This window comes from Marinisporobacter balticus (assembly GCF_004345705.1).
In the GTDB taxonomy this organism is placed as follows: Bacteria; Bacillota; Clostridia; order Peptostreptococcales; family Thermotaleaceae; genus Marinisporobacter; species Marinisporobacter balticus.
Map to the genome: position 1 here is coordinate 187,321 of NZ_SLWV01000003.1, position 21,804 is coordinate 209,124.

At 31.1% G+C, this 21,804-nt stretch carries 28 protein-coding genes and 1 pseudogene; 15 read left to right on the top strand and 14 right to left on the bottom strand.

Going from position 1 to position 21,804, the window contains the following annotated elements:
- Window positions 1-95 precede the first annotated feature (95 nt).
- Window positions 96-242, bottom strand: a complete 147-nt coding sequence (locus EV214_RS03850; RefSeq protein WP_132242897.1) for a YgaP family membrane protein — start codon at window positions 240-242, stop codon at window positions 96-98.
- 387 nt (window positions 243-629) lie between these two features.
- Here EV214_RS03850 and EV214_RS03855 point away from each other — a divergent pair, with 387 nt between their 5' ends.
- Window positions 630-1,073, top strand: coding sequence for a rhodanese-like domain-containing protein (locus tag EV214_RS03855; protein WP_243116542.1), 444 nt, complete (start codon window positions 630-632; stop codon window positions 1,071-1,073).
- 145 nt (window positions 1,074-1,218) lie between these two features.
- On the opposite strand, the gene EV214_RS19310 is transcribed toward EV214_RS03855, so the two are convergent.
- Both EV214_RS19310 and EV214_RS03860 read right to left on the bottom strand, forming a co-directional pair.
- Window positions 1,219-1,344, bottom strand: coding sequence for a hypothetical protein (locus tag EV214_RS19310; protein WP_279233100.1), 126 nt, complete (start codon window positions 1,342-1,344; stop codon window positions 1,219-1,221).
- Window positions 1,345-1,603: 259 nt separating this feature from the next.
- Window positions 1,604-1,990 carry a helix-turn-helix transcriptional regulator gene (locus tag EV214_RS03860; protein WP_132242899.1) on the bottom strand — a complete coding sequence of 129 codons (387 nt, stop codon included), beginning with the start codon at window positions 1,988-1,990 and terminating at the stop codon, window positions 1,604-1,606.
- Window positions 1,991-2,011: 21 nt separating this feature from the next.
- Between EV214_RS03860 and EV214_RS19480 the strand changes: the two genes are divergently transcribed.
- Entirely contained in the window at window positions 2,012-2,203 is a 192-nt protein-coding gene (locus EV214_RS19480) for a hypothetical protein (protein ID WP_330571247.1), read from the top strand.
- Here the strand turns inward: EV214_RS19480 and EV214_RS03870 are convergent.
- The gene (locus tag EV214_RS03870) at window positions 2,187-3,722 is read right to left on the bottom strand and encodes a recombinase family protein (protein ID WP_132242901.1); all 1,536 of its coding nucleotides are present in this window, start codon (window positions 3,720-3,722) and stop codon (window positions 2,187-2,189) included. The two genes, EV214_RS19480 and EV214_RS03870, sit on opposite strands and share 17 nt — an antisense overlap.
- A 228-nt stretch (window positions 3,723-3,950) precedes the next feature.
- Window positions 3,951-4,214 (bottom strand): hypothetical protein, encoded by a 264-nt coding sequence (locus EV214_RS03875; protein ID WP_132242903.1) that lies wholly within the window; start codon window positions 4,212-4,214, stop codon window positions 3,951-3,953.
- 355 nt (window positions 4,215-4,569) lie between these two features.
- On the opposite strand from EV214_RS03875, the gene EV214_RS03880 reads away from it, so the two are divergent.
- The 3 genes from EV214_RS03880 (at window position 4,570) to EV214_RS03885 (ending at window position 5,286) form a co-directional block, all read left to right on the top strand.
- Complete coding sequence (locus tag EV214_RS03880) at window positions 4,570-4,737, top strand: cell division protein FtsZ (protein ID WP_132242905.1); 168 nt, start codon at window positions 4,570-4,572, stop codon at window positions 4,735-4,737.
- Window positions 4,738-4,849: 112 nt separating this feature from the next.
- A complete protein-coding gene (locus tag EV214_RS18630) occupies window positions 4,850-5,005 on the top strand; it encodes a hypothetical protein (protein ID WP_165916209.1) in 156 nt (51 codons plus the stop codon).
- Window positions 4,999-5,286, top strand: coding sequence for an ATP-binding protein (locus tag EV214_RS03885; RefSeq protein WP_243116543.1), 288 nt, complete (start codon window positions 4,999-5,001; stop codon window positions 5,284-5,286). Before EV214_RS18630 ends, EV214_RS03885 begins: the two co-directional genes overlap by 7 nt.
- A gap of 190 nt (window positions 5,287-5,476) precedes the next feature.
- Here EV214_RS03885 and EV214_RS19600 read toward each other — a convergent pair whose 3' ends face one another.
- On the bottom strand, window positions 5,477-5,713 hold the full coding sequence (locus EV214_RS19600) for an integrase core domain-containing protein (RefSeq protein WP_132242907.1): 237 nt from the start codon (window positions 5,711-5,713) through the stop codon (window positions 5,477-5,479).
- 655 nt (window positions 5,714-6,368) lie between these two features.
- Here EV214_RS19600 and EV214_RS03900 point away from each other — a divergent pair.
- Window positions 6,369-6,602, top strand: a complete 234-nt coding sequence (locus tag EV214_RS03900) for a hypothetical protein (RefSeq protein ID WP_165916211.1) — start codon at window positions 6,369-6,371, stop codon at window positions 6,600-6,602.
- 571 nt (window positions 6,603-7,173) lie between these two features.
- On the opposite strand, the gene EV214_RS03905 is transcribed toward EV214_RS03900, so the two are convergent.
- Window positions 7,174-7,674 carry a DUF2569 family protein gene (locus tag EV214_RS03905; protein WP_132242911.1) on the bottom strand — a complete coding sequence of 167 codons (501 nt, stop codon included), beginning with the start codon at window positions 7,672-7,674 and terminating at the stop codon, window positions 7,174-7,176.
- Window positions 7,675-8,012: 338 nt separating this feature from the next.
- On the opposite strand from EV214_RS03905, the gene EV214_RS03910 reads away from it, so the two are divergent.
- Window positions 8,013-8,219, top strand: coding sequence for a hypothetical protein (locus tag EV214_RS03910; RefSeq protein ID WP_132242913.1), 207 nt, complete (start codon window positions 8,013-8,015; stop codon window positions 8,217-8,219).
- 558 nt (window positions 8,220-8,777) lie between these two features.
- Here EV214_RS03910 and EV214_RS03915 read toward each other — a convergent pair.
- The 5 genes and pseudogenes from EV214_RS03915 to EV214_RS19320 all read right to left on the bottom strand — a co-directional run bounded on the left by EV214_RS03915 (window position 8,778) and on the right by EV214_RS19320 (window position 11,946).
- Window positions 8,778-8,972 carry a hypothetical protein gene (locus EV214_RS03915; RefSeq protein ID WP_132242915.1) on the bottom strand — a complete coding sequence of 65 codons (195 nt, stop codon included), beginning with the start codon at window positions 8,970-8,972 and terminating at the stop codon, window positions 8,778-8,780.
- A gap of 1,009 nt (window positions 8,973-9,981) precedes the next feature.
- Window positions 9,982-10,266: pseudogene (locus tag EV214_RS03920) on the bottom strand (integrase core domain-containing protein); the annotation flags it as partial.
- A gap of 94 nt (window positions 10,267-10,360) precedes the next feature.
- Window positions 10,361-10,654, bottom strand: coding sequence for a group II intron maturase-specific domain-containing protein (locus EV214_RS19605; protein ID WP_132242917.1), 294 nt, complete (start codon window positions 10,652-10,654; stop codon window positions 10,361-10,363).
- 723 nt (window positions 10,655-11,377) lie between these two features.
- Window positions 11,378-11,512 carry a hypothetical protein gene (locus EV214_RS19315; RefSeq protein ID WP_279233101.1) on the bottom strand — a complete coding sequence of 45 codons (135 nt, stop codon included), beginning with the start codon at window positions 11,510-11,512 and terminating at the stop codon, window positions 11,378-11,380.
- A 311-nt stretch (window positions 11,513-11,823) separates the two neighbouring features.
- Window positions 11,824-11,946 (bottom strand): hypothetical protein, encoded by a 123-nt coding sequence (locus EV214_RS19320; RefSeq protein WP_279233102.1) that lies wholly within the window; start codon window positions 11,944-11,946, stop codon window positions 11,824-11,826.
- Between the two features lie 279 nt (window positions 11,947-12,225).
- Here EV214_RS19320 and EV214_RS03940 point away from each other — a divergent pair, with 279 nt between their 5' ends.
- On the top strand, window positions 12,226-12,519 hold the full coding sequence (locus tag EV214_RS03940) for a sigma-70 family RNA polymerase sigma factor (protein WP_132242919.1): 294 nt from the start codon (window positions 12,226-12,228) through the stop codon (window positions 12,517-12,519).
- A 214-nt stretch (window positions 12,520-12,733) separates the two neighbouring features.
- Here the strand turns inward: EV214_RS03940 and EV214_RS19610 are convergent, their stop codons facing one another.
- Window positions 12,734-13,144 (bottom strand): reverse transcriptase domain-containing protein, encoded by a 411-nt coding sequence (locus EV214_RS19610; protein WP_207669619.1) that lies wholly within the window; start codon window positions 13,142-13,144, stop codon window positions 12,734-12,736.
- Window positions 13,145-13,367: 223 nt separating this feature from the next.
- Here EV214_RS19610 and EV214_RS03960 point away from each other — a divergent pair, with 223 nt between their 5' ends.
- Window positions 13,368-13,568: a hypothetical protein gene (locus EV214_RS03960; protein ID WP_132242921.1), complete on the top strand. Its 201-nt coding sequence runs from the start codon at window positions 13,368-13,370 to the stop codon at window positions 13,566-13,568.
- 129 nt (window positions 13,569-13,697) lie between these two features.
- Here EV214_RS03960 and EV214_RS03965 read toward each other — a convergent pair whose 3' ends face one another.
- Window positions 13,698-14,072, bottom strand: coding sequence for a transposase (locus tag EV214_RS03965; protein ID WP_165916212.1), 375 nt, complete (start codon window positions 14,070-14,072; stop codon window positions 13,698-13,700).
- A 449-nt stretch (window positions 14,073-14,521) separates the two neighbouring features.
- Between EV214_RS03965 and EV214_RS03970 the strand changes: the two genes are divergently transcribed.
- The 6 genes from EV214_RS03970 (at window position 14,522) to EV214_RS03995 (ending at window position 21,804) form a co-directional block, all read left to right on the top strand.
- Window positions 14,522-15,793, top strand: coding sequence for a CapA family protein (locus tag EV214_RS03970; protein WP_132242925.1), 1,272 nt, complete (start codon window positions 14,522-14,524; stop codon window positions 15,791-15,793).
- 253 nt (window positions 15,794-16,046) lie between these two features.
- The gene (locus tag EV214_RS03975) at window positions 16,047-17,723 is read left to right on the top strand and encodes a GspE/PulE family protein (protein WP_132242927.1); all 1,677 of its coding nucleotides are present in this window, start codon (window positions 16,047-16,049) and stop codon (window positions 17,721-17,723) included.
- A gap of 9 nt (window positions 17,724-17,732) precedes the next feature.
- The gene (locus EV214_RS03980) at window positions 17,733-18,791 is read left to right on the top strand and encodes a type IV pilus twitching motility protein PilT (RefSeq protein WP_132242929.1); all 1,059 of its coding nucleotides are present in this window, start codon (window positions 17,733-17,735) and stop codon (window positions 18,789-18,791) included.
- Window positions 18,792-19,027: 236 nt separating this feature from the next.
- On the top strand, window positions 19,028-19,468 hold the full coding sequence (locus EV214_RS03985; protein WP_243116544.1) for a prepilin-type N-terminal cleavage/methylation domain-containing protein: 441 nt from the start codon (window positions 19,028-19,030) through the stop codon (window positions 19,466-19,468).
- 86 nt (window positions 19,469-19,554) lie between these two features.
- Complete coding sequence (locus EV214_RS03990; protein WP_132242931.1) at window positions 19,555-20,304, top strand: prepilin peptidase; 750 nt, start codon at window positions 19,555-19,557, stop codon at window positions 20,302-20,304.
- 309 nt (window positions 20,305-20,613) lie between these two features.
- Window positions 20,614-21,804 carry a type II secretion system F family protein gene (locus EV214_RS03995; RefSeq protein WP_165916213.1) on the top strand — a complete coding sequence of 397 codons (1,191 nt, stop codon included), beginning with the start codon at window positions 20,614-20,616 and terminating at the stop codon, window positions 21,802-21,804.

The following is a 21,804-nucleotide window of genomic DNA, read 5'->3' on the forward strand; positions in this document are numbered from 1 at the left end:
TGTACAGATAGAAGAATTCAAAAAAGATGCAAGATGAAGTAGAGATGATTGATGGATATGTATAGAAATTGTTAATAGGGTAGGTACATCCCACCCTATTTTTTACACCTAGAGGTTGACAAATCAAACAAATCATAGCCAATACAATATCCAAATATCCCTTCAGCAATTAATAATGAGCCTAAAACAATTCTAACTGCTCTATCAATATTACCTACATTTCTTCTGCATGATTTTTTCATTAATAGTCACCTCATAAATAGTTTTTGTAGAAATGCTGTATTTATTCAGGAGATATATGAGATAGATACTAAATAATTTTCAATCCAAATCCCATGATCCATACCATAAGATAGTTTGCTTCTTCAACCACACCAAAAGTATGCATTCCTAAATAAGTAAGGATATAATCTCCCATCATCAATATAAAAAGAATCCCTAGTAAAGCATTCGTAGAAACGTTTCTTTTATATGTTTATTTAGTAAGCACCATAACATTCTCCTTAGTATCATAATTATTATGAAGTATTTCCAACAAAAGTGAACATATGCATTATTTGAATAAAACAAAATATTATAAATGGGAATAATAATGATAAAATAGAAGAAACAATATTAGGAGGGATTAAATGATATCTAGAAATAAATGTATTATGACTTTGCTTATAATAGTATTTCTGACTTTTGGTTTAACAGCATGTCAAAATGTTAATGATGCAAAAATTGAACATGAAGAAAGTGTATCGCAGGATGTAGAATATAAAATAATAAAACCTTCTGATGCTAAAGAAAGGCTTGATAAAGAAGAAGGAATTATATTATTAGATGTAAGGACAAAGGAGGAATATGCAGAAAAGCATATACCTAATAGTTTATTGATACCTGTGGATGAGATAGAGGAACAGATTGAAGAAAAAATATCAGATAAAAATACTATCATATTTGTTTATTGCAGAAGCGGAAGAAGAAGTCGTATTGCATCAGAAAAGTTAATAGAGATGGGCTATACAGATGTATTTGATCTAGGTGGTATTATAGATTGGCCATATGAAACAGAAATAGGGCAGAAATGATTTTCTGTTGTTTATAATTTTCTACAAATATATAGACCAGGATTGCTCCTGGTCATCAAAGAAGGCACTACAATAAATGGCTAATTTATGAAATTGTGGTATGTATTAAGAATTGGGAGTTCCATTCCCAATTCTTTTTTTTTGATCAGCAGCCATATCCACCATAGAAAGGCATACAGAACAATACTACTAATAGTAAGAAGAAGAAAAGTAAACTACTATCACAGCCACCAAAGATACCACCAATTCCACCACATTGTTTATCAGCCATAAGGGTAAGCCTCCTTTATAATTTAATTATTATTTTCTTTTGTTCTAATACAAGGTATGTAGGTTGTAGGATAAGTGTTACATAATCGTATGTATTTTTTAGATGGAAGGGGTGATTATTTATATGATAGACCATGTTTTAAAATACTTTAACTATGACAACTGATATACCAGATTCATAAGCTCATTTCCAAAACTAATATAGCATAATGTATAAAAAGTTCATGTGCTACCCAAAATATCACATGAACTTATACGTATTACAAATACTTTTTAAACTTTTTAAAGTGTTCTCTAAGAGGGAATGTTATTTCTTTTTCCCAGCGAGTAACAGTCTTTCTATGAACACTTAGGAGATCACCCAAATCTTTCTGAGTAAGTTTCATTTTATTACGAGCAATTTTTATTTTATTACCATAGTCGCAAGCAATGAAGGACAAATAATCATCATAGATTAGAAAAGGATCAATATTTAATACAGTGGCGATCTTATTACATATATCCAGGGAATGAATAACTTGATTATTTTCATATCTTTTAAGAGTACATACGTCTATAGTAGCTTTGGTAGAAATTTTTTCCTGTGAAAAACCATGTACCAATCTATAGTATTTAATTCTACCGCCAATAGAATTTAAATCGGACATCGCCTTTAAAGTGGCTATACTATGCCGATGATAAAATGTTTCCGTAATGTTACTATAGCAAATGAAATACTTATGACAATTCGTTCAAGTAAAAAAATTAAAAATGAAGTTTCATTACAAGATCCTATTGGTATTGACAAAGAGGGTAATGAATTACCTCTGATGGGTTATCGACAAAAAGAGATATACATTGCTATCATTGAGGTAGTTTAGGATATAAAATTAATGTAAATTGATCATTTCTTTGATCTTTTTCTTTACGATAAACTGCATAAGCAAGTACACTTTTAAGAAGAGTATTTTTCTTTGCTGGATCATCTGTACGAGAATATGTATCCAGCACTTTTTCTATTTTTGGAATAATATCATGTTGCACTTTTTCTCTTTTTATTTCTTGCACTAGATCTACTTTTGCTTTTTTTATTGTAAGCTTTGTACTTTCTATTCTATCGGCTAAATTTTGAGATCTTTCTAAATATGTATCTATATCATAGATGCCACGCTCCAATAGATCATGAAGGTTCCCATTTTGTTTTTCTAATTCCACGATTTCTTTTTCTAAATGTTCAAGCACTTTTTTGTGAATAGATGAAGAAGTGTCTACATTCTTTTTGCTTTGTTTTTCGCTATTCCATTGAGCCTTATATTGTTCTAACCATTGGCTTAATCCATCAATTAAACGTGCTTCAATGTATTTTAATTTGCTACTTTTATTTCCACAATTCGAATAACACATAATTTGAGAATCTTTTGTTTTATAAGGTCGGAGTATCATAGAAGCATTACAATTATTGCAGCGTATTAATCCTGCTAATGGATTTGTAATCCTCTTTTCTAATTGGTAGGGTACGTGGTACTTATTTTGTAATATTTCTTGTGCTCTTTGAAATATTTCCATAGATATTAAAGCTTCATGTTTTCCATTTGCAATGATCCAATCATCTTTTGATCGTGTTCTAGTATCTTTTACTTTATTGGGATCAGATGATTTCTTAATCTCTTTTTTCTTCCAAGTAATTTTACCTGCATACACTGGATTTTTAATTATAGTTAGTGTAGAAGAGCCAGACCAATCTTTCCCTGCATATGTTTTATGACCAAGTTCATTCAATTTATTTGCTATTTTATTACAACCCAATCCATGCTCTGTATATAAATCAAATATCATTTTTACAATGTCAGCTTGTTCAGGATGTGGTGTAAGGGTCCGATGTTTATCAGTATAATGTATCTCATATCCATACGGAGGAAGGGGCGAGATGTAGTTTCCTTCTTCGATAGAACGAATACGGCCAGATTGTAATCTACGATTTATAATCTTCAATTCTTTTCTAGCCATAAAGGCTTCAAATTCGCTGTATTCTTCGTCAAATTCATCATCTAGATCATAAATCTTGCGCGATGTAATAATCTTCGTATTTGCCTTCTTAAACGTTTCTAAGATCAATCCTTGCTCTTGCATATTACCACGACCTAAACGGTCTATATCCATGCAGAGAACCGCATCATATTTTTTTGCTTCTACTTCTTTAAGAAGCTCTAGCATTTCTGGCCTGTGCATCAAACTTTCGCCAGAGACGATTTCCTCACGTATTTTTACAATGTTCAAACCAGTATGCGTAGCTAATTTAAGAAGTGCTTTTCTGTGCTTAGATAGCGTTTCACCTTCACCACGTTTTTCGGCATCTTCATCTGCTCGAGATTTTCTTAGATACATACAAACTCTTTCCATATAATCACCTTTTCTAATTGTATTAATTCTATTATATAATTTTTAACCATAAATAAAAAGTAGGGGAATATTGCTCATCATAGAATTGATATCTTAGAGTATTTCCGAGGTAATAGTGAAAATACGATGGATAGTAGCAATAATCAGCAGCATGAATGAAATTATACAATATTTTTTATGATAATATGGAGAATTGTAGAAAAAAAATAAACCAAACAAATATTTAGCTTATTTGATGGCTTTTAAATGATCTTTTATATCAAATACATCTTCTTCTGTTTGATGAAGTTTATGTTTTATAAACTTTACATCTTTGTCAATGGTTTTGATTTTAGAGAAAGTATCCATATGTCTGTCGGCATCTTGCGAATCAAGTTGAATAAGATGGTCTTTGATTTCTTGCTGACCTTGGTCTAGTTTAGAAAGACGTTCATTGGTTTGATTTTTAAACTCTTTTAGTTCTTTGAGTATTTCTTTTAGTAAATTTTCCATAATAACCATCCTTTCAAAATACAATAAACAATATTTGTACTTATATTCTATCATTATATGGGCTATTAGTCACTTGTAAATTAATAAAATGAAAGTTACTAGAAAGTAGTTTTTCATTAAAGCCCATCCTCCCTATTCATAAATAAAAACCGAAGGCAATTTATAAAGATACAAACATCTTTTCCCCTCAATCTTCCAAATACCTTTTTCCTTAGCCATAAATTCAATCATGATGTAAGTCTTCAATACAAGAACGTATATTCGAAATTTACTCAGCAATAGTTAAAGAAATGGTTATCAAATTTGTAGCATAGTACAACCCATTATTTTAATAGTCTTTAGTGGAGGTGGTGATATGGAAGAAGAAAAATATGCAGCAACATATAAATTTGGCAATACCACAGTCCATGTAGTAGCACCAAAACCTAAAAGTAAAGAGGAAATAGATAGAATTTTAGAAGAGTATCACAAAGCAGGATGGGCTATTATCCATGAGTTGATTGAAAAGGGAGAAGATGTTTAATAAAAAATTCCCTTTTGAATAAAGAGTGTACAAGCCATGAGAAGGGAGATGCTCAAGAGGTAGACAAGTTAATTGTTTTAAATATGAGAAGATGCATGGGGAAGGTGACAGTATGAAAAAAAGATACAAAATCAAAGGAACTAACATGAAAGGTCATATTGTACAACATGGTGCAAACGGTCTTGTGATATTAAAGATTACAAAAAATTATAATCCGTTTATGCGCCAAGTGTTCGGAATGGAAGAATTGGAGGAGATTAAATGTTAATTCAATTAAAAAGCTTAAAGCTGAGGAATTTCAAAGGGTTAAAGAATGTAACTATAAATTTTGGAAAAGAAACAAATGTTATAGGTGAAAATGCAACTGGAAAAACAACAATAGCTGATGCTTTTACATGGTTGCTATTTGATAAGGATAGTAAGGACAGAACAACTTTTGATATCAACGGAAACGCGATTCATGGTCTAGAGCATGAGGTTACAGGGGTATTGAACGTAGATGGTATAGAAATAAATCTAAGTAAAATCTATAAAGAGAAATGGGCCTAAAAGCGTGGACAAGCAGAGCGGGATTTAACAGGACATGAAACATTATATTGCATTGATGAAGTGGTACTATGTCAAGAAAGTGCAAGTTAAATTAGGAATTTTTACAAGTATGACTCTTCGTATTATGTTAACTAACTTTTAAATATAGCTTTCCTAGCTTTTTCTCATATGTAGCTTCATATTGATTTGGTTATAAATATCCACAATGACTATGTATTCTTACAGTATTATAAAATGCTTCTATGTACTCAAAGGCTAATCTATAAGCATGATAATAGTCTGTAATTTTAAATCTATTTAGCCATTCTCTTTTAATCAATGCATGAAATGACTCTATACAAGCGTTATTCCATAGATATGCTTTTTTTGAATAACTATTTATGAATGTTTTGGTAGCCTTTTGATAGGAATTATAAGTATACTTCACCCCCTATCGCTGTGCATAACTAATGGCTTAGTTATGTTTCGTTCCTTTTTCGCCTTTTCTATGGCTTCCACCACCCATTTTGCTGCTAAGCACCCAAGATATTATTTTTCTTGAATATAAGTCCATGATACTTGTTAAACAAACCCTTCATAAGTCCAAAGATAAGTAATATCTGAACACCATACAGCATTAGGTTCAGCTGGGTTAAATTCTTCACTTACTACATCTTCCATGATGGATGTTTCGATGAAGAGAGCTTCTGTTAGTTTCCCAGAATGCTGATTGCTTTTTTAAATATTTCTAATGCATCTTGAGCGTCCCTTAATTCTTTACGTAGCTTTGCATTTTCTTTTGCTTCATCAGTTTTGTAATTACCATATCCTCTTGTACTATTTATACTCTACCATCATTGCACAAAAGGGTATGGATTGGAAGAAGTTATTTACAGAAGCACAAGAGATCTGTGAATTAAATAGACAAGCGATTAATAAAGAGATTACAATACAGAAGTTACTTTCGTTCTCTGCTTCATGAAAATGTACAATAAAAGATACTTGATACCAGGAGAAAAAGCCTTACAATATTGGGATCGATGGCAAGAGAACAAAGGTAAAAGAGGTTTTTTAACTACATACCTGTAGAGGAAATGGTTGAGGTGAAGGCTAGAAACGGAATTATTTTGGATTATTTAAGTGGATTGGGGGATAAGCATTGGATTAAGAATTATCAGTATAGACCTACTGTTTTAAGATTAGTAGAGAAGTTTGATGAACTAAATCACATAGATCCATACAAAATACTTTTTATTGAAGATATGGAATGGGAACCAGGAACAGCTAAAAATCCATGGATTGCAAAAACGAAACAAGAAATAAAAGCACCACTTTGATTGTAATAAGAAATATGATTTATTGTCAACAGTGCTTGAAAAATATAAGAGTGAAAAGTACCGGAGAGTATGGAAGATATACAATATGTTTTAAGATTTTTTTCGGATTAAAAAGCATTTCAAAATATAAGCAAAAATATAAAGCGTTATAGGTATTTGTAAATACATCCAAAGAAAACATTGGTTTGTATCTCGTGGAAAGCTAGTACCTTGTTCAACTAGAATTCTATATTGTTCAACACTTGGATTGATAACTGGTAGCACAATGCTTGAGTAAAATGCTAGCCAATATAAAAAAAGATCAACAAATAGAGCTATAATAATAACTTTGTGGTTTTTTAGTATATTAAGCATATGATACTCCTTATATATGGAATTTGAACCAATTAATATAAATTATATTATAGTATCAAAGAAAAATCAAGAATCAACTTAGGTATAAATTTTAATATTAATTAAGAGTTTTGGAGATGGTGGGATATGAATATTATGAAGAATAGCCGTTAAAATAAGATTTTGTGAGAGACATAAAGAGACTACCAATTAATGTAGTCTCTTAAATGCAACTCAATTATTTTATAAATGTATTTTTTGCTCGACTAGATTTCTTTAAATAAAGTCCCCATATTGTTAAGTAACCTATACTTTGGAGCAAACTATGAAATAATACTTCAAAAGATTCTCTACCTAATGCTGGAATTTGCGAGCATAAAATAATATCAATTCCAATGAAAAGTATACTGATGATAGCACAAAATAACCACATTTTAATAAAAAATCTAGATTTTTTAAAAAGTAAAAACAAAGCTACAAGTGCTAGAAGGATAGAAATTATGTTTGCAGCAAGTTCAAAAATTATGATTGGTTTCCATAACCTATGGTAAAAGAGACTACTAGGAGACGTTAGAGAATACCATGTTTCCCCAGTGAGAACAGGGAGGAACGTAGAAAAGGTATCATATGCTATATACAATGGTCTAATTATTGCAGTAATTGTAAAAAATAATAGCCATCCGCCTATTCCTTGTATTCCAGTATATCCTATTTCATCAGTATTTCCATGAATAGACATTAAAATCACCTCCTTTTAGGAATATGTACAATATTATACCATTAATTATAAATTTTACATTAGTGAATGTGACCTATATTAACGTGAATGATATTAACATAGCACCATAGAATTATTATTAGATAGTTATGTACGAAGAAAATAGTCATTAAATTGAGGGTTAGTGCATGACTAGAGATTAATAAAACGTTGAAATTTGAACCTTGAAAACTGAATAATACGGTATTGAAAAAGTAAAATTTACTATATTGTGATCTACTCTAACAAATGGTATAATGTAGCAGGTCATAATTTCCTTTAGTTTTAGGAAAATATGTGACAAATGGAGGACAGCATAAATGAAAAAAATATTATTTGGAAGAGTTTTGGGAACTTACTTTATTGTGAAAGTAATTAATTTAATTTCAGGTTTTTCTTATAATATTTTTAGCGACAAACTAAATCTACCTAATCTTTTTATTGATTTAGGAATATTTCTACTTGTGTATAGTGTAGTAAGTTTAGTTTCGCATAAATTTGAAAATATACAGAAAGATGTGAGATAAGATTACTTCATAATTTTGTTGATAACACGTCACAATTAAAAAAGCAATAATTTATTCAAAATACCATATTATTCAGAAATGAATTTTACGGTATTTTTGCGTTAAAGAATAAGAATAATACGTTAAATTTACAGTTTAGTAGATTATTACGCAGGGAAAATATATGTAGTGCAAGGCAAACATTACCCTTGGATAGCTTTGAAAAGGAATAATATTAAAAAATATTCTTCTAAAGCAAGGGCAGAAATCTTTTGTGAAAAATTGAATTATAAAACAGGCAGAAATTTTGAAGTAATGGACTTAGACTAAATATAAGGTTTGTATAAATAAAACGAGAATATGATGAAATTGCTCGCTATTAAAGGGGGACTAAAGATACCGAACCATCATATTCTCGACATAGAGATTGTTACCAAATAACAATTTTTAATACATGGGAATAAAAAATTAAACAAACTGAACTGAAGTTTTTTTAAAAAGTGTATCTTTTATGAAGTATGGGGATGATGACTAAAGAATCTATAGTGAGTGGGGCTTAGAGATTATATATCTTTGTGTTTAATAGATATTTGTGTTAGCAATAAGTAGAATTGCAGCAATTAGCGTTAGCACGTTTATTGTTATTAATATTTGGTTAAGTATTTTGTTTTCAAGTATTCTTTGTATAATGGAATCAATATATTTTACCATATATATTGCAATACAATTAAGAAAAACACCGACAATAAATTGTTGAGAAAAGATAGGCAACATATGAATTAACCTCCTTTCAAAAATGGATTTTTTACAATTGCTTCATAGACCATGTTATCACCTCCCTTAGATTTAGTAATAGATAGATTTCATCGATATTGCAACAATAGTAAAAATCATCCCCATAAAATCAGCAAAGAATTGTTATACGTAAACTTGATTAGGATTATATTATTAATTTAACCATTTTTATCAAATTTATAACACGGATGCTACAGGAGCTAAAAGGGGAATGACATTTGGATTGTATAGACAGCTATAAGAATTTATGCGCAGATATAGACGTGCAGCAATACATAATTGAAGGTGCAATCGATTATGGAAAAGCATAGATGCAAAGTTAAATTTCATAATGAAAACATTATATGTGTATCTGAAATTCTATGTTTAGATTGCCGTCAGAAGGATAGATGTGAAAATATAGATATAAAAGAGAGAAAGGAATAATTAAGAAGAAGAAGACGTGGGGTAAATAATTTGCTATCTAAGAGAGGGAATATATAACGAACAGCACAAATATATATTCCCTACTAGAACTTTTCATATTGAATTATGTTCCAATATTTTATATAACAAAATAATCATAATTTCTGCCGGTGCATAGTACAAAGTTAATAATATATTCTCAAGTTTGAAAATAGATAACATGGCCATCATATCCTTTATCATTATTTTATATTTTAATATATACTATGAACTATGACCTTGTATTGGAATAAACGGAAGTTGTCGAAACTTGTGAATAATGACCTTTTCTCGATAAATTGGACACTCTAGAGTTAGAGTTTCTTTGTTTTTCGCAGGATCTCTCATGATTTTGATTTTCTACCCATTTATTCCACCGTTCTCTTGACAATGAGCCTCTCATGGCATATATTTATGCATCAAGGCATCACCCATTCTGAACAGGTAGCATAGCTTCGGAGCATGGTTGATGCTTGGCATAAAAGCCTATCATGCCATGTACTCATTATCAAGAGACTTTCGCGGCATAAAGGTATTCACTCTCTTATGCTACTCTTTTTTCCTCATAATAATTTTGTAAAAATGCTACTGGTGTAATATTTCCTAGAGCTTGATGCCTTCTATTTCTATTGTAAAAACTCTCGATATACCAGAATATATCCATTCTTGCTTCTTTGATATCTTTGTAAGTTCTGTGATGTAATCTTTCAGATTTGATTGTATTAAAGAATGTCTCTGCACAGGCATTGTTCTAACAATTGCCCTTTCTACTTATACTACGTATCAATCCATGCTTTTTAAGTTCTTTTGTATAATTTTCGCTGCAATAATCGATTAAGAAAAAGGGATTACTCCCTCTCCCTCATCTAAGAACCGTACGTGAGAGTTTCCAACTCATACGGCTCAAGCATTCCTTCACCTTTTCAGGAGGCAACGGTCGTGTGAAGTTTTATCTTTCTTAGATAAAAGTATTTTTTATCTAAGAAAGGATTTTTTGAAATCTTTAACTTCGGATGTCTAACAATTTTTATTCTCCTGAGGTTTATGAGAGCATAGTCATTTGTCGTGAATACCCATGGTTTGCAATCTTTTTCATGCCAGTATTTGTTCAATCTCCACCATTTATTCTTGTTTGGGTGGCGATGCTTAGCCCATTGATGTAGTAAGTGATAGAGTGTGTTGTTGACGTATGAAAATACTTGACTTGCTAACATCATTTTTAATTTTGTCCCAATTAATAGATTCCCATTGATTGGCAAGTGATCCAGTGTCTTTTAGACTCTCGGTTTTGTCCGTCGTTGAGTTACTAAAATTCATAAGTTTACAATCCTTTCCCACCAAGAAATACTATAGGATAAGTCTGCACCCTTTCGGGTTAGGGAAAATTTTGAACCTCTATCTGATTACATTACATAATCTGCATTCGCTTTTTATCCTTTTCTTCTGCCCTCTATGTCTTTTCATCACTTTACAGTTAGATACCTCTTTCATGAGGAACATACCATCTACGCTAGTCACGATAGAGTTACCCCGAATGGATAGGGTAGTCTTTCGACAATATATTACGCGACTTCTTGTCGCACTTGACTTCCTTGGTCTGAATGGTGTATTAGACCGTTGGGAGGTCGGTGGCGCGTTAATTCATTTTTTAATGCTTCTAGGCATAGCTCTGTTCTCATGTGCTCTGCTAAAATATGCTAATAGTAGTTGGCTTCAAGCACAAGATTATCACGGGGACCCCTTGGACATCAGAACTTAGTTTTAAAAAGCTTCGTATTTGATTGAGAAGATTTTCCTTGGGAAAACTTGTTTTCTCCAAAACCGCATTAGATCAAGAAGTAGAGAAAAATACATCAGTAAAAGATGCTATATTTACTATTGCTTCATAACAGCGATAAGGATAATTTTATAAAGGCTTTATTTGTGCAAAACTAAAGATATTAATACTCATAAGTATAAACAAAGTCATGATCGTCACTCGCAAGATTATCATACATAAGGATAATCATATCTTCAAGCATTTCTTCAGATGAACAAAATAATTTTCTAACTGGTTTTTGATAAAAATTGTACATTTTAAAACCCCCTCTAATAATTTTAAACGCATATTCTTCATTATCGAAAAAAGCGTACTATGAATGATATGTAAATTTAGGAGGGGTTATTACAAAAATTATTTAAAATAAAAAAGTACTTTCGGTTATAACGTTCTAAATATACCCTTAATCAAGCCTATGTTTCAAGGAGTATTTAAGAAGAAATAAAAGAAAATATATAGACCAGCATTGCTCCTGGTCATCAAAGAATGCACTACAATAAATGGCTAATTTATGAAATGGCAGTATGTATTAAGAATTGGGAACGCCCCCCAATTCTTTCTAATAATTTAGTAACGACCATAGCCACCGCAGCCACAGAACAATATTACTAATAACAAGAAGAAGAAAAGTAAACTGCTATCGCAACCACCAAAGATACCACCAATTCCGCCACATTGAGCATCAGCCATAAGGGTAAGCCTCCTTTATAATTTGATTATTATTTTCCTTTGTCCTAATACAAGGTATGTAGGTTGTGGGATAAGCGTTACAAATTTATTTGTCTATTAACGTTATTGGTTTGTCAAAAACTGATTTTAAAGTTATAGCAGACTGCCAAAACTTTTATAATATATAAATTATAAAAGAACCCATTCAGCAGAATGAAAAAACTGGAGATTGTGTAGAATACTAACAAAATGGCTATACTAATAAGTTGATAAACTATTTATGGCAATGAAATATCACTAATGGATATTTTAGGAACGGAAACAGATGAAGTGCTCGATGAAGTAGAACTAAAAATTCAAGTGAAAATGCTATATCATAAAATGGCAAAAATTTTAAAAAACAGAGAGTGCACTGTTTTACAATTAAGATATGGTTTAGTGAATGGTGGATGTAAAACACAAAGAGAAATTGCAAAGTTATTAGGAATTTCGCGTTCATATGTATCTAGAATAGAAAAAAGAGCTATTAAAAAACTTAGTAAAGCATTTCACTGTAACACACCAATAAATATAGAAAATGAGGAGGATGAATAGATGAATGGAATCGAGGAGGAAGAAAATAATTATTTTATTTACCGACCGTTCGGGACTTGGCGGTTCATTAGGACAATATGATTTTCTTATACTGTGAGGATAAACTTTTAAAACCATGATTAATCAACTTTTGATTAGTTATGGTTTTATTTAATATGGGACTATTAGATATTCTTCAATAGTCTTTTCGTGTATTTACATATTGCCATGATTTCTATTTTGGTATCCCTAATCCTGCTAGTTTGTAACAGTTTACCCAACCTGTATTTCTATTTATAATCTGCTCTTTAAGATGTTCATAACTTTTATTATCAACTCTAAATCTAATGCTACCTTTTGCATAGTAAAAGCCATATCCTAGGAATTTTCTTTTAATAGGAGATGGCACTGCACTTTTTTCAGTATTTACTTTTAATCTTAACTTTTTCTTTAGAAATCTTGTAATACTTGTAAAAACTTGTATTCCACTTCTTTTACTTTTGACGTAAATATTAGTACCATGTACATAGCAGCAGAGTTTATGCCCTAGCTTTTCTAGTTCTTTGCCAAGTTCATCAAGTACAATATTACTTGATAATGGGGCAGATGGACCACCTTGAGGTGTGCCACCATGCTTTTTTTGAATCGATGGGAAGTAGTTCGTCTACAATACTTATGGTAATTATTTCACTATCCGTAAGAATAGCATCATTGATATTAACATCTAAAGTTTTTTTATTCTTGTGCTTTTATCTTGTGTGAATATATTGTCATACTACAAATGAAAATAAAGTAACAATAATTTCTCATAAGCATATCTTAATAGTAGATTTAAAAATAAACTTAAAAATAGTAGGAGGTAATGATTTATGGATAATAATGTATATGATTATTCAATAGATGTTGAAGATGCTCAGAATCCTAAACGGAGACCAAAACATGGACCTGGATACGGACCTGGATACGGACCTGGATATGGACCTGGATACGGACCTGGATATGGACCTGGATACGGATTTTTACCATGGTTATGGCTGTTTACACCATTCTTTGGAGGCCGTAGATATTAGTAATATTAAGGATATCTGAGGTAGTCTAAATTAATATAAGAAAGCAAATCAAATAAACACTCCTTAACTATACGTGCGGAGTGTTTATTTTCTGAAAAAAGTTTGGACAGAGGTTTGCAGAAAAGAGGTTCAACAATAAATATTGTGATAAATCGTACACATACTCTGTAAAGATATACAATCCAGAAACGCTGCAGCATTTTCCTTTGTTGCAAGGTCAAAGAATATCCTAAATTCTTCTTTGAGATAATGAAGCTGTAATACTTTATCTTTTTTACCATACTTGCGAATATAGTTTTGAATGTGCTTTCTTGCATCGTCTACACAATTATGAAGATGCTGCGATATATGAAATCTATCTATTACAGGCTTTGCATTAGGCAGACATTCTAGTACATAAAAGCAATAACTCCTGCTCATATCCAAAGAAACTGCTTCAATACCTTGCATTGTATTTTCAGGTAAGATATATTTTATATCCATCTGCTTTAATAGTACTAGCACCAGATTGACAACAGATAGTTTTAAAATTGAATTTTTTCATTATATCGCATATAATATTATCTATAGTATATTCATGTTTATCTATTACATTTTTAATTTCGTTTAAACTTTGTCGCATGATAACACTTCCTTTTGGTTGATTTGGCTCTCACCTAATTATACCAATAAACCTAGTGTTCATGCGACTTTATTACGTTTTTTATAAGCTTTTTTCTTATTTTATAGGGTTTTTCATACCCTTTTTACCAGTAAATTGGTAATGTGATTTATGGCAATTTTATTCAATCACAAAACTTGTTGTTGAACCTTTAAAAATATTCATTGAAAATTGATTTTTTTATCCTAGAAAGAAAAAAAGTATAACAAACTTTCAATACAACTTTAGGCAATAGATGATATACTGGTTATAGTAAATATTACTAATAATAATAAAAAATGGGTGGGGTAATATGAAAAGGAAAATAGTATTATTAATATTCGTAAGCATATTATCACTAGTAGCTTGTTCGATTGGAAAAAATATTCAGCAAGTACTGGCAGATAATACATGTGAAGCTATAGGGAAAAAAGAACAACAGCGTCCTGAGCGAATCGAAATAAACATTTCAGCAGTGGGAGATATTATGGTGCATGGCCCTCAATTAAGAGCACAGTATGATAAAAAAAGCAATGCATATAATTTCAAGAATAATTTTGAATTTATCAAGCCATATATTTCACAATCTGATATTGCCCTTTGCAATTTAGAAACTACGTTTGCTGGAGAAAATAAAGGTTATTCAAGTTTTCCTAAGTTTAATTCTCCAGATGCATTAGGAGAAGCTATAAAAGATGCAGGATTTGATATAATTGCTACCGCTAATAATCATACGATCGATAAAAATGCGCAGGGTGTATATAGGACAATAGATGTATTAAAAAAATTAAGCTTAGATGTAGTAGGAACAAAAGAAAATGAAATAATCCCTTCTTATATAATAAAGGAAATAAAAGGAGTAAAAGTTGGTATTACAGCTTATACTTATGAAACACCTAAATTTGGAAAACATAAAACATTAAATTCACTAATTATCCCTAAGGAAGTAGAAAACTGTATTAATACCTTTAATTATAATGAAATAGACCAAGAACTAAAAAAAATAGAAGAAATTACTCAAAATATGAAAAAAGATGGTGTAGAAATCATCATTTTTTATTTACACTGGGGAAATGAGTACCAGAGAGAGCCGAATGATTACCAGAAAAAAATGGCGCAAGCTTTGACTGATTTTGGAGTAGACATTATATTTGGAAGTCATCCCCATGTAATACAACCCATTGCATTTATGGAATCTAGAGAACATCAAAAGAAAAGTATCGTTGTATATTCTATGGGAAATTTTTTATCGAATCAAAGATATGAAATTTTGAAAAATAGATATACAGAAGATGGGATGATTGTAAATGTAACCATGGAGAAGAACTTGAAAGATGACAAAATTACCATGAAGGGTGTTTCATATTTACCAACTTGGATAAATAAATATTATAAAAATAACAAAAAAATCTATGAGATAGTACCTCTTGCAGAAGGGTTAGCGTTTCCTGAGAAATACCATTTAGATAAAAACAGTTTATGGAGAGCACAAAATTCAAAAGAGAATACATGTAATTTAATAGAATTAGGTACAGCTGAGATTAAAAGGATCCCTATCTTAAAGAATGATGCGATGGTAAAATAATATATTTTTTGATAAATATATAAGGAATAAATAGGTATACTAATGATATATGTAAAAAGAATTAATTGTATTCAAGCGTTAAAATATAACAATATTTTATGAACAGATGAAGCATGAATAGACTTAGATGCTTAAGTTATGCGGATGCAGTGGTGTAGCCGGCTAGCTATTTGAAATAGTTAGCTTTTGTTATATTCAATAATAATTAGTAACATCTAGTAAAAAATAACGCATTTTGCATAGGTGGAATAAAATGAAAAAGAGAAAAAGATTAGAGGCTTTATTAGTAGAGGCAAGGCTAATTACACAAGAACAGCTAAAAGATGTTTTGAAATTACAAAAAACTACAGGCAAAAGATTAGGAGAATTATTGATCGATGAAAATATTATTGAGGAAAAACAACTCGCTGAGGTGCTTAAATTCCAATTAGGAATTCGTCACATGGATTTAGAAAAATATTTTATAGATCCAGAGGTTCCAAAATTGATTAATGAAAATTTAGCCAGGAGATATCAACTTATTCCAGTAAAAAAAGAAAGAAACCATTTAGTTGTAGCAATGATTGATCCTCTGAATATTTTTGCCATAGATGATGTTGAAATTGCAACAGGCTTAGAAGTAGAGCCTGTTATTGCTACAAGACAAAATATACTAAATGCAATTGGGCAGTATTATGGAAAGCAAAGTGCAGAAAAAGCCATTGAGGATTTTAAAAAGCAATATCATATGGAAAGTCTGTCTAATATCGATGAAGAAACATTAAATGAAATTAACAATGCGCCTGTTGTTAGGCTGGTAGACTCTATTATCAAGCAGGCAGTAATTGCAAAAGCAAGTGACATTCATATAGAACCTTTTGAGAGCAGTTTACGTGTGAGATTTAGAATAGATGGAGAACTACAAGAAATTATGACACCTGTAAAAGCGACCCACTCAGCTATTATAACGAGAATTAAGATTATCTCAAAAATGAATATAGCAGAAAAAAGAGTTCCACAGGATGGTCGGGTAGAACAAAGGATAGCTGACCGAGAAATCGATTTAAGGGTTGCTACATTACCTACTGTGTATGGAGAAAAAATTGTAATAAGGCTACTTGATAGAAGTAGCTTCCTATTATCAAAAGTCCAATTAGGATTTTCAGAGCATAATGTGAAAAGTGTAGACAACATATTGAAAAATCCAAATGGTGTCATTTTGGTTACAGGACCAACAGGAAGTGGAAAGACAACAACCTTATACACTATTTTAAGAGAGTTAAATAGTATACAGAAGAATATTATTACAATAGAAGACCCTGTAGAATATCGACTCAACGGTATTAACCAAGTACAAGTTAATACAAAAGCAGGATTAACCTTTGCAAATACATTAAGATCTATTTTAAGACAAGATCCAGATATGATTATGATAGGAGAAATACGGGATGATGAAACAGCACAAATAGCAGTAAGAGCTGCTATTACTGGACATCTTGTTTTAACTACCATGCATACAAATGATTCTCCGTCCACGGTAACAAGGTTAATAGACATGGGCGTTGAACCGTATTTAGTTTCTTCTTCTATCGTTGGTGTTATTGCACAACGTTTGGTGCGAAGAATCTGTGAAACTTGTAAAAAATCCTATATGGCAAGTGACGTAGAAAAAAAACTGTTGAATCTATATGAAGATACCCTTATATATAAAGGAAGTGGATGTACCTACTGCAACAATACAGGTTACAAAGGAAGAGTTGCCGTTCATGAGGTTATGCCTGTTGGAAAAGAACTAAGAATTCAGATAGGTAATAATGAAAGCATTGATACACTAAGAGAAACAGCTATGAAAAATGGTATGATCAGTTTGAGAAAGAACTGTATAGAGAGTGTCCTAAATGGGACAACTACCATTGAAGAATTAATAAAAGCTACATATAGCTTGGAGTAGGTGGGAAAAATGAAAATATTACCTTTGTTAGAAACAACTATAAAGGCAAGAGCTTCTGATTTACATTTATCTGTAGCAATACCGCCTGTCATGCGTGTAAATGGAAAGCTAGAACGCATGAGAGAAAAACCATTAAGTTCATCGGACATACTTCTTTTGGTAGAAGAAATATTAAATGAACACCAAATGGATATTTTAAAGGAAAAAGGAGAACTTGATTTATCTTTTTTATTTGCAGGATATGGACGATTTCGTATAAATATCTACAAGCAAAGAGGAAGCTATAGCTTGGCAATAAGAGTGGTATCACTAAAAATTCCATCTATGGAGGAACTTGGACTACCCGCTATAATAAAAGAATTTTCAAGAAAAAAGAGAGGCCTTGTATTGGTTACAGGGGCAACAGGAAGTGGAAAGTCAACGACCCTAGCCGCTATGATTGATTTGATCAATAAAGAAAGAAGCTGTCATATATTAACCTTAGAAGATCCAATAGAATATGTTCATAAACACAATAAAAGTATCGTAAACCAAAGAGAAATTGGCCATGATTCCCACAGTTTTTCTAATGCTTTAAGAGCTTGTTTAAGACAGGACCCAGACGTTATATTAGTAGGAGAGATGAGAGATTTAGAAACCATTGGAATTGCTGTCACAGCAGCCGAAACTGGACATTTGGTTTTATCGACCCTTCATACAATAGGGGCAGCAAAAACCATAGACCGAATCATAGATGTATTTCCACCACATCAGCAGCAGCAAATAAAGGTACAATTATCATCCGTACTAGAAGGAATTGTATCTCAACAGCTTTTTGAAACATTAGATGGAAGAGGACGTGTTGTTGCAATAGAGACAATGACAGTAACAGCAGCTATAAGAAATCTCATTCGTGAAGGAAAAACACATCAAATTCAAACGTCCATTCAAACAGGTGGACAGTATGGGATGAAAACCATGGATGCTACTATTATAGAACTTTACACCCAAGGAATTATCACAAGAGAAACAGCCTTAACGCATATGCTTGATCGAGATATGGTAGAAAGGCAGCTTGGAATAAAATAAATAAAGGGGTGATGATGTCCGAGCAGACGCATGTATAATCATTAGCGCAACAGAAGAAAAATTAAATGAAACTTATAGCGTTAATCACAAAAAATACCTTCTAGCATTTTTTATAGAAATGGTATAATGTGGATAAACTAGTAGTAACTTATATACCATCATGGAAAGAATACCATGTTTTAGAAATAGAAGAGAAAAGATAATTTTTTAAAAATAATATTTAAGGAGAAGAAAAAGTGATACAAAAAAATAATAAAAGATTAAAAAATAGGAAAGGTTTTACATTGGTAGAGTTGATTGTTGTTATTGCTATATTAGGAATTTTAGCAGCAATGGTTGCACCGAAATTTGGTGGAATTACAGATAATGCCAAAACAGCAGCTGATGATCAGCTGGGTGCTATTATTAGAAATGCTGCAGCTATTGACATTGCATCTGGAAATATTGTAGTTAAAAAAGCAACTCATGTAAATGTAACGTATAATAGTACTACTAGTAAACTAATATATGCAATTGTGACCGGGGAATCCTTATATGGAAAAGACGGTGCAACTGCATTAACTGAGGATAGCTTTAAAACATTAATAGATAAAATGGTTACGGATACTCCTTTACAAAAGAAACAAATATTAGAGATTATAATTGATGCGAGTGGTAATGTTTCATATACAAAATAGCTATATTAATTAGTGCCAAAATTACTGCTTAATAAACTTATTAATGAGTTTATTAAAAAATGAATTAACAAGGGAGGTAGATATAAATGACATATTTCATAATTATTATAGGCTTATTAATAGGTTCTTTCTTAAATGTATGCATCTACCGCATATCAAAAGAAGAATCTATTGTCTATCCTTTATCCTACTGTCCAAAGTGCAATACAACGCTTAAGTCATGGAGCTTGGTTCCTATATTTAGTTTTTTATTGAGTAAAAGAAAATGTAGATATTGTAGAGAATTAATACCCATGCAGTATCCTTTTATTGAATTTTTAAATGGAATCATTTATTTATTATTATACCTAAAATATGGTCTATCTATTCTCTTTGTGAAATATGCAATAATTACTAGTTTGTTAATTATGATCTCTTGGATAGACTATAAGCTACAAATCATACCTGATGGATGCAACCTCTTTGGGCTTGTCATATCAGGTGTTTTTATTATTATTAATGATTTTTCTACTGGATCATTTTTAAATTCAGTAATAGGATTTTGTCTTGGAGGAGGAATATTTCTTCTCATAGCCATCGTAACTAATGAAATGGGAGGAGGAGATATTAAACTCATGGGAATATTGGGATTTGCTTTTGGATGGGAAAATATACTTTTAATAACACTACTATCCTTTGGCATAGGTGCTATCATATCTGTAGGACTTCTGAGGCTAAAAATTAAAAATAGAAAAGACCCAATTGCATTTGGACCATTTATTGCAGTTGCTACAGGAATAACCATCCTCTATGGAAGAGAAATATTTCAGTGGTATATTTTATATACATTTAGATAAAAAGGATGGGGTGAAGTACTTGTTAAAAAAAGAATAATTCTTCCTTATATCAAAATAGCTGAATTAGAATCAATGGTTCAAAGTTAAGTATATTGCATTAGATATCCATGCCAATATGGTGGCTAAGACATTTGAAAAAGAAATAATCGATTGACCTACCAAAGGGGAAAAATATCGGATATTATCCGCTATTCTGTTATTAAAGGAAAGCGGTGCTAGAAAATTTTAGTTATATAAGTTTATTATGTATAATTTAATAATATATTGCAAAATATAATTTTAATTTAAAATATGAAAAGAGGAATAGATATGCCTGTTTATAAATATAAAGCTTTAACCAAAAAAGGAGAATATATTGGAAATACATACAATGCAGGCAGTAAGGATGAAGTAATTGAAATGCTTAGGAATAGAAATTATTATCCTATTTTAATAAAAAAATCGAATACCTGGAAGTTCTTTTGTAGAAGTATTCCTACAAAAGATCTGGAAATATTTTGTCGACAGTTCTATACCATGTTCCATGCTGGTGTAAACATTGTAAAGTGTTTAACTGCTATTCAGATGTATACAACAAATAAAAAAATGGGTATGATTTTAAAAAATGTTCAGGAAGGCATTGAAAAAGGTAGAACTTTTTCAAAGTCATTAGCGGACGAAAAAATTTTCCCACAATTTTTTATAAATATGGTAGAAGCAGGAGAAATGAGCGGAAAACTTGATATGATTATGAAAAGGATGGCAATTCATTATGAAAAAGAAAATAAGCTGAGAAGGAAGATTGAAAGTGCAATGGTATATCCACTTATTTTATGTGTGACTTCAATACTTGTGGTGATATTTTTATTGACATATGTTTTGCCAACTTTTATAATTCTATTTCAAGATGCCCATGTCCAGCTACCGCTATCTACTAGAATACTATTGAAAATTAGTACGCTATGCACGCGCTATGGATATGAGTTTTTTTTAGCTTTCTTATTTCTATTGTGTGGAATCTATTATATTGGTAAAGATGATAGGATAAAGCAGTTTTTAGATCAATTAAAGTTTGAAATTCCAGCAGTAAAAGATATGGTAAAAAAGATTGTAAGTATACGGTTTTCGAGGACTTTTTCAATATTACTAGCAAGTGGCGCGCCTTTGATTACCTCTTTAGAAAGCACTAAAAAAGTTATTGGAAATAGATTTGTAGAGAATAGAATGAACATAGTGGTACAAAGGGTAACTAAAGGAGAAAACTTAACAAATTCGGTAAATAAAATGGGCGTGTTTCTTCCAATTGTGATCTCAATGATTGAAATAGGAGAAGAATCTGGTACATTAGATAATATGTTAGATCAAACAGCAGATTTTCTTGATGAAGAAATGGATAAGACAATACAAAAGATGCTTCCAATGATAGAACCGCTATTCATTTTATTTATGGCAGGGATTGTTGGATTTATAGTATTAGCTATGATGATGCCAGTATTTAATATGATGGATACTATTTCGTAA